We start from the raw sequence: 14,692 nt of genomic DNA, 5'->3' as shown, positions 1-14,692 counted from the left end.
AAACGATTTCGGGAATAAAAGCACCTAGCACGACCGAAATCCTTTGCACCAACCCTGAGGCAAATTCTTCCTGTAAATAGTACTAAAAAATCAACTCTCGCAAACGTTTGCGATACCTGCCTTGATTACTTTATCTTGCGGAGTTTATTTATGACACCGACCGAAACCGGTCGGATTACATTTCACACCAACCCGTTGCCACAGCCTCAACTCCCATCCCCCATTTTGACTTTCCAAGCGCCTGCAAACATCTCCCTCAACCCAGTTCATGTTAACATGAAACACTCCTACCTGCCGAAACTTTGGTTTCTGCTTTTCTTCCTTGTCAGTTGCTGCCTGAGCGCTGCCGCCCAAACCGGTGGTGTAAGCGGCCGCATTCTGGACGAAAATCAACAAGGCCTCCCGGGCGTAACCGTGCTAATTGAGGGTACGCAGCTTGGCAGCTCCACCAACGCTGAAGGCCAATACCTGATCCAAAACGTACCGGCTGGTCCGCGCGTGGTGGTTGCCTCGTTTGTAGGTTTCTCTACTCAGCGCATTCCGGTAACGGTTACGGCAGGCCAAACCGCTACGGTGCCCAATACGGTACTGGGTGAGAACACTACCCTGCTGAACGAAGCAGTAGTAATTGGCTACGGCACCCAGCGCCGCCAGGACTTATCGGGTTCGGTGGAGCAAATTTCGGAACGCCAATTCGTCAAGGGCCAGGTAACCAACCCCGAGCAATTGGTGCAGGGCAAAGTGGCCGGCTTGCAGGTAACTACCAGCAGTGGTGCCCCCGGTGCCGGTTCGGTTATCCGCATCCGTGGTGGTGGCTCGCTAAGCGCCAGCAACGATCCGCTGTTCGTAATCGACGGTGTTCCGATTGATAACCGCGACCTACCTGGTGCTTCGAACCCTCTGTCGCTGATCAACCCCAACGACATCGAGAGCATCAGCGTACTGAAAGACGCTTCAGCCGCCGCAATCTACGGCTCCCGCGCTTCGGGTGGTGTAATCATTGTAACCACCAAGAAAGGTTTGCAAGGCGAAAAGCTGCGCGTAAATGTCGCCAGCCAAAACTCAGTAGCCACCGCTGCCCAGCTCGTTGACGTGCTGTCGGCCGACGAGTTCCGCGCTTTGGTTAACGAACGTGGCAATGCACAGCAGAAAGCTACTCTGGGTACGGCCAACACCGACTGGCAGAAGCAAATTTTCCGCACGGCTCAAACCACCGACAACAACGTAAGCCTGACGGGTGCTGTTGGCAAACTGCCCTTCCGTGCCTCGGCCGGCTACCTCGATCAGGAAGGTTTGCTGATTCGTAACGACCTGAAGCGCTACACCGGTGCCCTGAGCCTCACTCCTGTTCTGCTCGACGGCAACCTGCGCGTGGACATGAACGTGAAGGGCTCGTGGATTGATAACAACTTCTCGAACCAAGATGCCGTGGGTGCGGCCGTGTACTACGACCCCACGCAGCCCATCTTCTCGTCGGAGGGCCGCTTCTCGCCTTACGGAGGCTACTTCCAGTTCCTCAACAACGACGGTAGCATCAACACGCTTGCCACGCGTAACCCCGTTTCTCTGATCGAGCAAACGCGCCGTCGCAGCACCGTTAAGCGCAGCATCGGTAATATTCAGCTTGATTACAAGCTGCCCTTCCTGCGCGACTTGAGCGCTAACTTGAACCTAGGCTACGACATCCAACGCAGCCGCGGTACCAGCGTAACCGACCCCAATGCGGCTACCCTTACGGGCGCCCGCCTTGGTCGTGGTATTTTTGAGCAATACGCCCGCGACAATAACAACCGTCTGCTCGAAGCTTTCCTCCGCTACAATAAGCAGTTTGGCAGCAGCCGCCTCGAAGTACTGGGTGGCCACTCCTACCAGAGCTTCGATTACAAAGAGTATGTGTTTGACGACCGCGACGTATTCGGCCAGATCTTCCAGCAAGCCGCCGACCGTCCCATCAATGGCAAGGATTATTACGACCCCGGCTACCGCCTGCTCTCGTTCTACGGCCGCGCCAACTACACTCTGAAAGACAAGTACATCCTGACAGCTACGTTCCGTGCCGACGGCTCGTCGCGCTTCGGCGAAGACAACCGTTGGGGTTACTTTCCGTCGGCTGCCTTGGCATGGCGCTTGAAAGATGAAGGCTTCCTGAAAAACTCGTCGGCTGTTTCTGACTTGAAACTACGCTTGAGCGTAGGCCAGACGGGCCAGCAGGATATTGGCACGAACTACTACCCATATCTTGCGCTTTACACGCCCAGCCGCAACACGGCTCAGTACCAAGTAGGCAATCAGTTCTACACCACGCTGCGCCCTGGCTTTTACAATGAAGGGCTCAAGTGGGAAACTTCGACCACGTACAATGCTGGTCTGGACTTCGGTTTCCTCGACGGCCGCATCAGCGGTGCAGTTGATGCGTACCAGCGCAACACTACCGACCTGCTGAACTTCATCCCGTTCTCTGCCCTGAGCAATCTTTCGAACGAAGGTTTCGCTAACGTAGGCGACCTGGAAACCCGCGGCATCGAAGCCAACCTGAATCTGGGTCTCGTTCGCGGCGAAAAATTTGAATGGTCAATCAACGCTAACGCGAACGTGCTGCGCAGTGAAATCACGCGCCTAACCAACGTCGACAACCCGAACTTCGTGGGTAACCCTACGGGCGTCATCGCTGGCGGCGTGGGCAACAACATTCAGATCAACTCGGTAGGCTACCGCCCGCAGTCGTTCTACGTGTTCCAGCAGGTATACAACAGCGAAGGCAAGCCGGTAGAAGGCTTGTACGTTGACCGCAACGGCGACGGCATCATCAACGGTTCCGACCGCTACCGTTACCAGTCGGCTCAGCCGCGCGCCATTTTGGGCTTCGGCACCAACGTTACCTACGGCAAGGCCAGCCTGGCTGCCACGCTCCGTTCGCACTTGGGCAACTACGTGTACAACAACGTACGCTCACAGGCCTTCTTCGTGCAGAACTCGAACGGCTTCGTGAACAACACTACTTCGGAGGTAAACGACTCGCGCTTCGGCTCGGCTCAGTACTTCTCCGACTACTTCATCGAAAACGCTTCGTTCCTGCGCATGGAGAACATTACGTTGGGTTATAATTTCGGCAACATCTATAAAGATCGTGCGAACCTCAACGTGTCTTTCGCTGTTCAGAACTTGTTCACTATCACGAACTACACGGGTCTGGATCCGGAGCCGCAGCGTGATAATAACCAAGGCATCGACAACACAATCTACCCGCGTCCGCGCACCTTTACGGTTGGTCTGAACTTCGGCTTCTAACGCATTCCTGAAAATGAAAAACAAGTTTATCCGGAGTCTGGCAGCCGTAATGCTTGCGGCCTCGCTGGCACCGCTTTCCTCCTGCGTAGGCGAGCTGGAGCAGTCGCCTTCGTTCCTCAGCAACACCGATACGGTGTACCGCGACCCTGCTCAGATTCAACAAGCACTAACGCGCCTTTACGCTACACTAGCTATCAGCGGTCAGCAGGGCCCAGCAGGTTTACCTGATATCACTGGTATCGATGAAGGCTTCTCGAACTACCTGCGTCAGTACTGGAAAGCCCAGGAACTGACCACCGACGAAGCCATTATCGCGTGGAACGACGGTAACCTACCCGACTATAACCGCCTGACTTGGAACGCTAATAACGAGTTCGTACGCGCTATGTACGACCGTATTTTCTACCAAGTGGCGCTCTGCAACGACTTCATTCGTCAGACTACTGATGCGAAGCTGAGCGAGCGAGGTATCAGCGGCGACAATTTGGCGACCATCAAGACGTACCGTGCCGAAGCTCGTTTCCTGCGCGCTCTGAGCTACTACCATGCGCTTGATATGTTTGGTGGCAATGTGCCGTTTGCTACCGAAGAATCATCGGTAGGCACTACGTTACCTCCGCAAACCAATCCGGCCGCGCTGTTTACCTACATCGAGTCGGAGTTGCAGGCTGCTGAAGCTGATCTGCCCAACGCCGGCCCGAACGTTGTCAACTATGGCCGCGCTACCAAAGCTGCCGCCTGGACGCTGTTGGCTAAGCTGTACCTGAACTCGAAAACCTACCTAGGCAACTCGAGCCAAGACCGTTGGTCGGACGTTATTACCAACTGCAACAAGGTAATTGCTGCCAACTACCAGCTGGCTCCCGAGTACCGCCTACTGTTTCTTGCCGACAACGACCGTTCGGCAGCCAACCGCGAAATCATCTTCCCGATCAACTTCGACGGCGTGCGTACCAAAACCTTTGGTGGCATGACGTTCATCGTACACGCTGCCATTGGCGGTAGCATGAAGGCGTCGGACTTCGGTGTAAACGGTGGTTGGTTTGGTCTGCGCACCAAAAAGAACTTGGTTGACCTGTTCCCCGACCCGAACGGCACTGGCGACAAGCGCGCCATGTTCTACACGGCTGGTCAGAGCAAAGAAATCAGCGACATCTTCACGTTCACCGACGGTTACGCCGTTACGAAGTTCAAGAACGTGACTTCGACGGGCCAAGCTGGCTCCGATGCAACGGGTGATTTCCCGGATACCGACTTCCCGATGTTCCGCTTGGCCGATGTGTACCTGATGTATGCAGAGGCTGTGCTGCGCGGCGGTACTGGCGGTAGCCAAGCTGATGCTGTGCGATACGTGAACTTACTGCGCACGCGTGCCCAAGCAAATCAGGTAACCAGCCTTACGCTCGATGATATTCTGCAAGAGCGTGGCCGCGAGCTGTACTGGGAGGGCCACCGCCGTACCGACTTGATTCGCTTCGGTCGCTTCACGGGTGGCAACTACGTTTGGCCTTTCAAGGGCGGCACGCCCGAAGGCCGTGGCGTATCCGACAACTTGCGAATCTTCCCGATTCCGACGACGGACCTCACGGCTAACCCAAACCTTAAGCAAAACCCTGGCTACTAATCTGTAGCTGGCAAGTTCCGGTGCCCTAGCAACGGTTAACCACCTAGGGCACCGGAACTTAATTGCTAAATCACACAAGCATCTTCAAATTCACATCATATGCATAATCGGCTTACCCAACTTACTGGGCTCTGCGCCGCTGCCTTGTTGCTGCTCGCCTCGTGCGACAAGGACGAAGAACGCGCAATACTAGCCCCTAAAGATGCACCCGGCCTGACGGCTTCAGCCACCACGCTGAACCTGACCATGGCCAACGCCAGCCAAACGGCTGTGACGTACAACTGGACGCCCCCGACCTTCGGCTACAACGCTGCGGTTACGTACACGCTTCAGTTCGACAAACAGTCTGGCGACTTCTCAGCCCCTTACGAAGTAGCAGTAGGCACTGCAACGACTAAGGCGTTCACGGTAGCAGAAATTAACGATCTGCTCATCAGCCGTCTGAAGTTTACTGCAGGCTCGCCGGCACAAGTGAAAGTGCGGGTTAAGTCGAGTGTAGGCGAAAAAGTAGCACCTCTGAACTCAGGCGTATCTTCGTTCACGGCTACTCCCTACCTGGTAGTTATCAACTACCCCTCGCTGTACGTACCGGGTAACTACCAAGGCTGGTCGCCGGCAACGGCACCAAAGGTATCAGCCTTCACTAGCAACCCCGACAGCTACGAAGGCTTCGTGAACATCACGGATGCTTCGCCCGAGTTTAAGTTCACCAGCAACCCTAACTGGGATGGCACGAACTACGGCGACGGCGGTGCGGCGGGCACGCTCTCAGTTAGTGGCGGCGCAGGTAACCTTAAGCTGACGGGCCCGGGCTACTATCGTTTGAAGGTAAACACCAAGAGCTTGACTTGGGAAAATCTGAAAACTACTTGGGGCGTGATTGGCTCGGCTACTCCTAACGAGTGGAACAGCGACACCCCCCTGACCTACGACGCCACTACTGGCACTTGGAGCGCCCGTGTAGCGCTGAAGGTAGGTGAAATCAAATTCCGCGCTAACAGCGACTGGGGTGTAAACTTTGGTGATGGCGGCAACGGTGCTCCCGTAGATGCTATCCTCGATTACGGCGGAGATAACATCAAAATTGCTACGGCTGGCACTTACACTGTAACGCTCGACTTAAGCAAGCCCGGCAACTACACCTTCTCAGTGAAATAGTTTTGATTAAATCGTGAGCGGTTGCGCTAGCACTGCCTTGCGGATTATACTCAAAAGGCCACTGCTGTAGCAGTGGCTTTTTTGTTGCTGGTTATTTTTAAACCACCACTCACCTAGGGCTGCTGGTAGCCAATACTTAGCCATGCTGCGCTTCACTTTTTCAGAAGTTTGACGCTGTATTGCAACGCCAACGCTAGGTACTTGCTATAACCTGTCTATTTTCGCAGACAATCCGGCTCTTATCCGGTTCTTCCCGCAATCCAAAACTGCTTTATGATTCTAATTGCCGACGGTGGTTCTACCAAAACCAGCTGGTGCCAGCTCGACTTAGCCGACCCGCAGGAGCGTATCCATTTCAACACCGAAGGATACAACCCGTACTTCATCGACACAGCGGGCATCGTAAAGTCGCTGGATGGTAGCTTGCCGGAAGCCCTGCTGCGGGAGCAAGTAACCCAGGTGAGCTACTACGGCGCGGGCTGCTCTACCCCCGCTAACGTAGGTACCGTGGAGAAGGCCATGCGCCAGGTATTCCCGAATGCGAACGTGTACGTGGGCCACGACTTGCTGGCGGCTGCGCGGGCCCTCCTAGGTAGCCAGGCTGGCTTTGCGGCTATCCTGGGCACTGGCACCAATTCGGCTATCTACGACGGCCAGGATATTGCGCACAACATCGATTCGTTGGGCTACTTTTTGGGCGACGAAGGCTCGGGCTCCTGGATCGGCAAACGCTTGTTGCGCGATTATATGCGCCGCCTGTTGCCCGACGGCTTGCAAGAAGCTTTCAAGCAGGAATACGGGCTGGAAAACGAGCAGATATTCGACCGCATCTACAACCAACCCCTGCCCAACCGCTTTTTGGCATCGTTCAGCAAGTTTGCTTACGAGCATAACAACGTTAGCTACTGCCGCGACATCGTTGTAGAAGGCTTCGAAGCATTCTTCCGGAACCTGGTAATTCGGTACCCCGACTATCAGAACTACACCTTCAACTGCGTTGGCTCGGTGGGGTACAATTTCCGCGATGCTCTTTCGCAAGTTGCCCGCGCCCACGGCATGCAGTTAGGCAAAATCATCCGCTCCCCTATCGATAGCCTCGTGGATTACCACGTGGAGGTAGCTCAGGCCGAGTAGGCTCCTAGGTGGCACCAAGCACAACGGGCCGCCCCAAGCTATGGGGCGGCCCGTTGTGCTTGGTGCCACCTAGGTCTTGTTGCTTATCGCTAAGTTCTTACAGAGCATCAGCTATAAGGAAGGTTGCAACATAAAGCACACAGCTCTAATCAAGGCGTTACCCGACGCCAACAAAAAGCCCCGCCAATTTGGCGGGGCTTTTTGTTGGCTGATTGCCCGAAGGCAGTTACAAGCACCTAGGGCTGCACCACGAGGCGTGTAGTGGCAGCGGTAGCACCGGCTTGCACCTTCACTAGGTACACACCCGGGGCCAAGCCAGCCAATGGCACGCCTACTTCAACAGCACCTGCAGCTTGGCGGCCAGGCAGCGCCACGCGGCGTACCTCGCGGCCAATGATGTTGTGCACGGTTACTTGTACAGGCGCAGCCGAAGGCAGGGTGAAGCGAACCGTAGCGCGCGAGCTAGCGGGGTTGGGCGCTACCGTCAGGCCGATAGCAGCTACTTGCTGGGCGGCTTTCGACGAGGTAACGCGGGCCAAACGGCGCGAGGTATACACGCGGTACTCGCCCGGCTGCAGCGTAATGGCGGCATTCACATCGGTTACGGTGATGCTGTCGTTGGCCAGGTAGTTGTACCACTTGCCGGTGCGCTGGAACTTGGGGTTAACCGTAGTTGATACCACATCGAAGTTACCGATTACCGTTACGCTCAGGTTCGGGTCGCTGAGGTGAATGGTTTTGGTAGCACCCGCTACATCCTGCGTGAAGCTCGACGGGTTGTCGAACACCGGGTTGTTCTTCTTCAGCGAAATGAGGTTGCGGTAAGTGTCGTAGAGCTTACGACGGGCCGGCACGTTGTAGTACTCCCAGAGTATGGGCTTGTTGCCCACGCGGCCGTTTTCGTCGATGCTCTTGTCGTAACCAACTTCGCCAAACTGCCAGATCATTTTCGGGCCGGGCACCGTGAAGAAGAAAGCCGCAGCTGCTTCGTTGCGGGCCAAGGCCGTGTTCAGGTTTTTCACGTCGTGGCCGGCTACCTGCTTGCCAAAGCTGAGGTTCTTGAACATCAGGCGCTCCTCGTCGTGGCTCTCCATATAGGTTACCAAGTTCGGCTGCGACCAATTGCGGGTGCCGTAGTAGCCCCAGCTCAGGTCCGACTTGTTGTTCTCCACGTAGCCCATGGTAGCCTCGTTGTAGTTGTGGTTGAGGTTACCCCACAGCATCATGCCTTCGGCGGCCAAAATCTGCTCCTCGCTGTTGTCGGCAAAGTGCTCCAGAATCACGTAGGCGTTTTGATCGACGCTGCGAATGTGGTTGTTGTAGTCCTTCCAGATGGCAATGCGCGAGTCGTCTTTCTGGCCCCACTTGCCCACATCGCCACCGGCGTTGGTTTGCGTAAAGCCCTTCGACAGGTCGAAGCGGTAGCCATCAACCTTGTACTCTTGCAGCCAGAACTCCATCACGCGCTTCGAGAAAGCGCGGGTGTAGGGGCTTTCGTGGTTGAAGTCGTAGCCTACGTTGAAGGGGTGCGTGGCATCTGCGTTAAACCACGGGCTGTTGGCTGCAGGCTTGCCGTTTTCGAAGTACAGCTGCACCATCGGCGACTGGCCAAACGAGTGGTTCAGTACCACGTCAACAATCACTGCAATGCCACGGCGGTGGCACTCATCAACGAAGCGCTTGAGCTGATCCTTGGGGCCGTAGTACTTATCGGGCGCGAAGTAGTACGACACGTTGTAGCCCCACGACTCATTGCCTTCAAACTCGTTCACGGGCATCAGCTCGATGGCGTTTACGCCCAAGCGCTGCAGGTAAGCCAACGTGTCGACGAGCGTTTGGTAGTTGCGGCGGGCAATGAAGTCGCGCACCAGCAGCTCGTAAATCACCAGCTTGCTTTTGGCCGGGCGCTGGAAATTGGTAACCTGCCAGTTGTAGGGCTGCTGGTTGGTTTGTAGCACCGATACAATACCGGTGGTTTTGCCGGTAGGGTAAGGCTTCAGGCCGGGGTATACCACCGGGCCGTTGGTGGGGTTGATGAACTGGTCGTTGTTGGGGTCGAGCACCTTCTCGGTAAAGGGGTCGGCTACCTTCAGCGTGCCATCAACAAGGTACTGGTATGCGTACTCCTGGCCGGGCTGCAGGTTATCAATTTGCACCCACCACTGCTTTTCATCGGGCGTCTTTTTCATGTAACCCGCATCGGTGGGCTCCCAGTTGTTGAACTCGCCCACTACAAAAGCGTGCTGCTTTTGGGGCGCCGTAAGCACGAGCACCACCGAGGTGCCACCGGGTAGGTAATTGATGCCGTCGCGCACGCCGGCAGGCAGCGCTTGCGTTACTACTGCTCCTCTGACAAAGAATACCATGGTTTGCTCCGCGGTTTGCGAACCGTCGGTGGCTACCACTTTCACTTCGTTGCGACCAGCTTGCGCAATCGTCAGCTCTTTGCTGATGCTGTTGGCAGTAGCTTCGGCCTGCAAGGTGTTGTTCAGGTACAGCTTTAGGTTGCTGCTCTTCGAGGCTTCGGCCACCACCTGCACCTTGGCACCGCTCTCTACCAGCTGCACGTTCTGGCTGTTGGCGGGCTGCGTAAAGCGCACCGAAAGAGCCGCGCTCTGTTGTACCTCAATCAGGATGTCCTTGTTGCCGGTGTCCTTGCCTTCGGGCGAGCCGTTGGCCCCACGAAACACCATGGCCAACTTCAGGATTTTGTCGGCGGCCGGCAGCTTATCGTAGTAGGTGCGCGGCACGAAGGTGATGGTGTACAGGTTGGCGTTGGTGGTGCTGCGCGTCATCTTCTCCTTCGCGATGGGCTGGGAGAAGCTGCTGCCCACTACCGCTTTCCAGTCGGTATCGTTGGCGCTCTTATCAGAAATAACGCCGGTCCAGATGTACACGTCGCCCGTGTAATCCTTCAGGCCACCCGATCCTTTGGTGGCATCGAAAGTGATAGTTACCTGGTCGTCGGCCGTGAAAAACGACGGCTGCGTGGTAACCACCTGGGCACGCACTGCTGCTATGCTAATCAGCATCAGCCAGAGCACACCTAGGAGTCGAAGTTTTTTCATAAACGGTGAGTAGTAGAGATGATTGAGGTGAACGAACCTAAAAAAAAGACGCAAGAAACTGAGTAAAGGTACTAGCCTGCCGCAAACGTTACCAACCTTGCTCCTATCTTTTGTGCGTAGCTTTGGCCCGCGCACAAATTTCATCGAATGCGGGCTCTTCAACGCGGTTTTTTCATCGTTTTTGGCTGCCTTTGGCTGGCTCATTGGGGCGTGGCGCAAGTAGCGCCGCCTGCCCCCTCCGCAAACGATTCGGTAGCGCGCCCCCTACCACCCCACCAAGCCCTAGGTGCCGCGCCGGTGCCGGCGCCTAAGCACCGCCTGCCGCTGGTTATCGGCACCTTTGCTACGGGTTATGCGGGCACTTATTATACCCTAAGCAAAGGTTGGTACACAGGGCCGCGCAGTCGCTTTCATTGGTTTGATGATTCGCGTGAGTGGAAACAGCTTGACAAGGCAGGCCACTTATGGGGCGCCTTTCATGAGAGTCGCGGCGCCGTTGATTTGCTCCACTGGGCCGGCCTTACGCCCAAGCAGGCCATTTGGTACGGCGGCTTCGTAGGCTTTTTGCTGCAAAGCCCCATTGAGTATTTCGATGGCCGCGACCCGGCTTACGGCGCATCGGCCACCGATTTGGCAGCCAACTTTGCGGGCTCGGCGGGGCTGATAGCGCAACAGCTTACTTGGGGCGAAGTACGCCTGATGCCCAAAGTATCGTTCCGGACCACGCCTTACGCCCAGCGCCGACCCAACGTGCTCGGCAAGAACCTAGGTGAACGGCTGCTGAAAGACTACAACGGCCAAACCTACTGGCTATGCGCCGATGTGGGCGCCTTTCTGCCCGAAGGCAACCGTTGGCCCCGCTGGCTGCAACCGACCCTAGGCTACGGCGCTCAGCAAATGCTGTACAACGACCCCGACACCAACCGTGCCGCCGGCCTCGATGCCTACCGGCAGTATTACTTGTCGTTCGACATCGACCTGCGCCACATTCCAACGCGCAGCAAAGCCTTGCGCACGGTGTTTTACGTGGCCAGCATCTTTCACCTGCCCGCGCCTGCCTTGGAGCTGAACCGCAAGCGCGGACTGGTGCTGCACGGGCTGTATCACTGAGCTGGTAGCTGCGTATTGCCCGGATAATGGCCGAATGGAATTGCGAAAGCCGCTTTTCACGTTTCATTCGCGACCTTTACCTCTGCCTGCGCTTGGGCTTTGCCCTGTTCGAGTAGCGCTGCAAGGCAACCCCACGAAAAATCAGCTGATTATGAATATTGGAGACCGAGTGCGCCTGATGTCGGGCCGTGAAGAAGGTATTGTTACCCGCATCCTCGATCAAAACCTCGTTGAGGTAACCATCGATGACTTTCCGGTGCCGGTGCTGCGCTCGGAGTTGGTGCTGGTAGCCCCCGAGGAGTTCAAGGCGTTTGGCGGAAGCGAATTAGCCCCTTCGCAAGTGGCCGCTCCGCGCCCCCTAAAGCCGGGCAAACCAAGTGGCAAGGCTACGCCGGCTCCGGTTACCAGCACTACGTCGCCCAGCGGCAGCACGCCGGTGCCGCCCAAGCCGGCCCCGGCCCCGCCCGCACCCAAGGGCCTGTACCTGGCCTTGGTGCAGCAAACTTCGGAGCTCCTGGTGGCGCACCTCATCAACAACACCGATGCCGACGTGCTCTTTACGTTTGGCGAGGAGCGCAACGGGCAATACCGCGCCTTGGCTTCGGATAAGCTTGCCCCCAAAGCGGTGAGCCAGCCCCTAGGTCATCGGCACCTTAAGGACTTCGACCAGTGGAGCACGGCGGTGGTGCAATTGCTGCCCTCGCAGCAGAACGCGCCTACGCTGTTCGAGACGTTGGTGAAGCGCGTGTCGTTTAAGGCCAGCTCGTTCTACTCGAGCCGCCGCGAGGCGCCGGTTATCAAGCGCGAGGCGTTCCTGTTTCAGCTCGATGAAAAACCCGTGGCGCCCATTCCGGTGCCCACCACCGACGAGCCCAAGCCCGCTGCCGCACCTGTTGTCGACCCCGTAAAGCTGCGCGACCAAATTGCCGACAAGCTGCGCGGCGACGCCAAAGCCGTGGTGCCCGCGCCCAAGCAGGAACCCGTGAAAGCCATTGTGCCACCGCCTCACGAAGTTGATTTGCACTTGGAGGCCCTAAAGCCTGAAGGCGGCACCGAAGGCCTGAGCAACACGGCCATTCTGGAGCTGCAGGTAAACGCCTTTGAGGATGCGCTGAGCCGTGCCCTCGCCACCAACATGCACGAAATCGTGTTCATCCACGGCACCGGCAACGGCACGCTGCGCAAAGAGCTGCACAAGCGCCTGAGCCGCAACCGCGACATCAAGTTCTTCGAGGAAGCGCGCAAGGAGAAATTCGGCTACGGCGCTACGCTGGTGCGCCTGAAGTAAGCCTCCTAGGTCTTTCCTTCCTAACACCAAGAAAGCGGCCAGCAACCAACGTTTGCTGGCCGTTACTTTTACTTAGTGCTACAGCATTTCATCCCTACCCCGCTCATGAACTTACCCGGCCTGCTTGCCGCCTCGCTTCTTGCCCTCAGCACCATCCCCTCTTTAGCGCAGCAGCCCGCAGCACCTAGGCTGCCAGTGCCGCGCAACCTGCAGGCCACCTACGCCAAAGGCACCCGCTCCGAAGACGGCAAGCCCGGCACCAAGTATTGGCAGAACGCGGCCGATTATAACCTGCGCATCAACTTTGACCCGAACACGCGCCTGGTGGCCGGCACCGTTGATATTACCTATTTCAACAACAGCCCCGATGAGCTCAGCCAGCTCTGGTTTAAGCTCTACCCCAACCTTTACCAAAAGGGCGCGGCGCGGGCCAGCAACATCAAACCCGAGGATGTTAGCGAAGGCGTGAAGATTGAGCAGCTGAGCATCAACGGCCAGGCCATCGACCTTACCAAGCTGAACATTAGTGCCACCAACATGCAGGTAATGCTGCCGCAGCCCCTAGGTGCCCGGCAGCAGGCCAAGGTATCGGTAACATACTCCTACACGCTGAACAAAGGCTCGCACACGCGCACCGGCGAGGTAGAGCCTGGTTCGCATTTCCTGGCTTACTTCTTCCCGCGCATCGCCGTGTACGACGATATCGACGGCTGGAACAAGCTGCCTTACAATGGCCAGCAGGAGTTCTACAACGACTTCGGCAACTTCTCGGCGGCCATAACCGTGCCCAAGGATTACGTGGTGTGGGCCACCGGCGACCTGCAGAACGCGAACGAGGTACTCACGAAAAAGTACGCCAAGCGCCTGCGCGATGCCGAACGAAAGGACGACGTGGTGAAGATCATCGACGAAGCCGATGCCCAGCGCCGCGACATTACTGCCAGCAACGCCCAAAACACCTGGCGCTTCGAGGCCAAGAACGTGCCCGACTTCGCCTTCGCTGCCTCCGACCACTACGTGTGGCAGTCGACAAGCTTGGTAGTGGACCCCAAAACCAAGCGCCGCACCCGCGTAGATGCCGTGTACAACCCCAAGCACAAGGACTTTGAGGAGGTGGTGCAGTTCGGCCGCAAAACCGTGGAGGCCATGAGCTACACCTTTCCGAAGTGGCCCTTCCCCTATTCCCACGAAACCGTGTTCGACGGCCTCGACCAGATGGAATACCCCATGATGGTGAACGACAACCCCGTGGAAACCCGCGCCGACGCCATCACCCTCACCGACCACGAAATCTTCCACACGATGTTCCCCTTCTACATGGGCATCAACGAAACGAAGTACGGTTGGATGGACGAGGGCTGGGCAACCATCGGCGAGTGGGTTATTTCAAGCATCATCGATCCGAAGCTGGTTGACGACTACGGCGTGCTGCCGTACGCCCGCGCCGCCGCCACCGAAGCCGACATGCCCATTACCACGCTCAGCACGCAGCAAACCGGCACGGCGTTCTTCCTGAACTCCTACCCCAAGCCGGCCCTGGGTTACCTCTACGTGCGCGACCTCCTAGGTGACGAACTGTTCACGAAAGCTCTGCACACCTACATCCAGAACTGGAATGGCAAGCACCCCATGCCCTACGACTTCTTCAACTCGATGAACGCCGGGGCGGGCCGCAACCTCAACTGGTTCTGGCAGAGCTGGTTCTTCGACGGCGGCTACCCCGACCTAGGCATTGCAAGCGTAACCAAGCAAGGCGCGGGCTATGACGTGGTAGTGGAAGCCAAAGGCAGCAAGCCCGTGCCCGTCGACCTCACCATCACCTACGCCGACGGTACCACCCAGCAAGTGCACCGCAACATTAGCGTATGGGAATCGGGCGCCCGCACCGTAACCGTAAACGTGCCCGGCGACAAAGCCGTGAAGCAGGTGAAGCTAGGCAGCACCTACGTGCCAGATAGCTATCCGAAGGATAATGTGTGGGAGGGGAAATAGGCCGGTACTGTTTAACACAAGCCTATGTCT

General features: G+C 57.0%; 8 protein-coding genes. 7 read left to right on the top strand and 1 reads right to left on the bottom strand.

The window, feature by feature from the left end; translation table 11 throughout:
• The first annotated feature begins 276 nt into the window (after positions 1-276).
• The 4 genes from ASU33_RS11235 to ASU33_RS11220 all read left to right on the top strand — a co-directional run bounded on the left by ASU33_RS11235 (position 277) and on the right by ASU33_RS11220 (position 7,204).
• Positions 277-3,288 carry a SusC/RagA family TonB-linked outer membrane protein gene (locus ASU33_RS11235; RefSeq protein ID WP_059070943.1) on the top strand — a complete coding sequence of 1,004 codons (3,012 nt, stop codon included), beginning with the start codon at positions 277-279 and terminating at the stop codon, positions 3,286-3,288.
• Between the two features lie 13 nt (positions 3,289-3,301).
• A complete protein-coding gene (locus ASU33_RS11230; protein ID WP_059070942.1) occupies positions 3,302-4,912 on the top strand; it encodes a RagB/SusD family nutrient uptake outer membrane protein in 1,611 nt (536 codons plus the stop codon).
• Between the two features lie 99 nt (positions 4,913-5,011).
• The gene (locus tag ASU33_RS11225) at positions 5,012-6,070 is read left to right on the top strand and encodes a SusE domain-containing protein (protein WP_078063069.1); all 1,059 of its coding nucleotides are present in this window, start codon (positions 5,012-5,014) and stop codon (positions 6,068-6,070) included.
• Positions 6,071-6,343: 273 nt separating this feature from the next.
• On the top strand, positions 6,344-7,204 hold the full coding sequence (locus ASU33_RS11220) for an N-acetylglucosamine kinase (protein ID WP_059070940.1): 861 nt from the start codon (positions 6,344-6,346) through the stop codon (positions 7,202-7,204).
• 236 nt (positions 7,205-7,440) lie between these two features.
• Here ASU33_RS11220 and ASU33_RS11215 read toward each other — a convergent pair whose 3' ends face one another.
• Complete coding sequence (locus ASU33_RS11215) at positions 7,441-10,272, bottom strand: alpha-amylase family glycosyl hydrolase (protein ID WP_059070939.1); 2,832 nt, start codon at positions 10,270-10,272, stop codon at positions 7,441-7,443.
• 147 nt (positions 10,273-10,419) lie between these two features.
• Between ASU33_RS11215 and ASU33_RS11210 the strand changes: the two genes are divergently transcribed.
• From ASU33_RS11210 to ASU33_RS11200, 3 genes are all read left to right on the top strand, one after another.
• Positions 10,420-11,382, top strand: coding sequence for a YfiM family protein (locus ASU33_RS11210; RefSeq protein ID WP_216818564.1), 963 nt, complete (start codon positions 10,420-10,422; stop codon positions 11,380-11,382).
• Positions 11,383-11,533: 151 nt separating this feature from the next.
• A complete protein-coding gene (locus tag ASU33_RS11205; protein WP_059070938.1) occupies positions 11,534-12,670 on the top strand; it encodes a Smr/MutS family protein in 1,137 nt (378 codons plus the stop codon).
• Positions 12,671-12,775: 105 nt separating this feature from the next.
• Positions 12,776-14,662, top strand: a complete 1,887-nt coding sequence (locus ASU33_RS11200) for a M1 family metallopeptidase (RefSeq protein ID WP_059070937.1) — start codon at positions 12,776-12,778, stop codon at positions 14,660-14,662.
• Positions 14,663-14,692 lie beyond the last annotated feature (30 nt).

This window comes from Solirubrum puertoriconensis, from assembly GCF_001483135.1.
In the GTDB taxonomy this organism is placed as follows: Bacteria; Bacteroidota; Bacteroidia; order Cytophagales; family Hymenobacteraceae; genus Solirubrum; species Solirubrum puertoriconensis.
The sequence above is the reverse complement of the archived record's forward strand: the minus strand, read 5'-3'. Positions and strand labels throughout refer to the sequence as shown.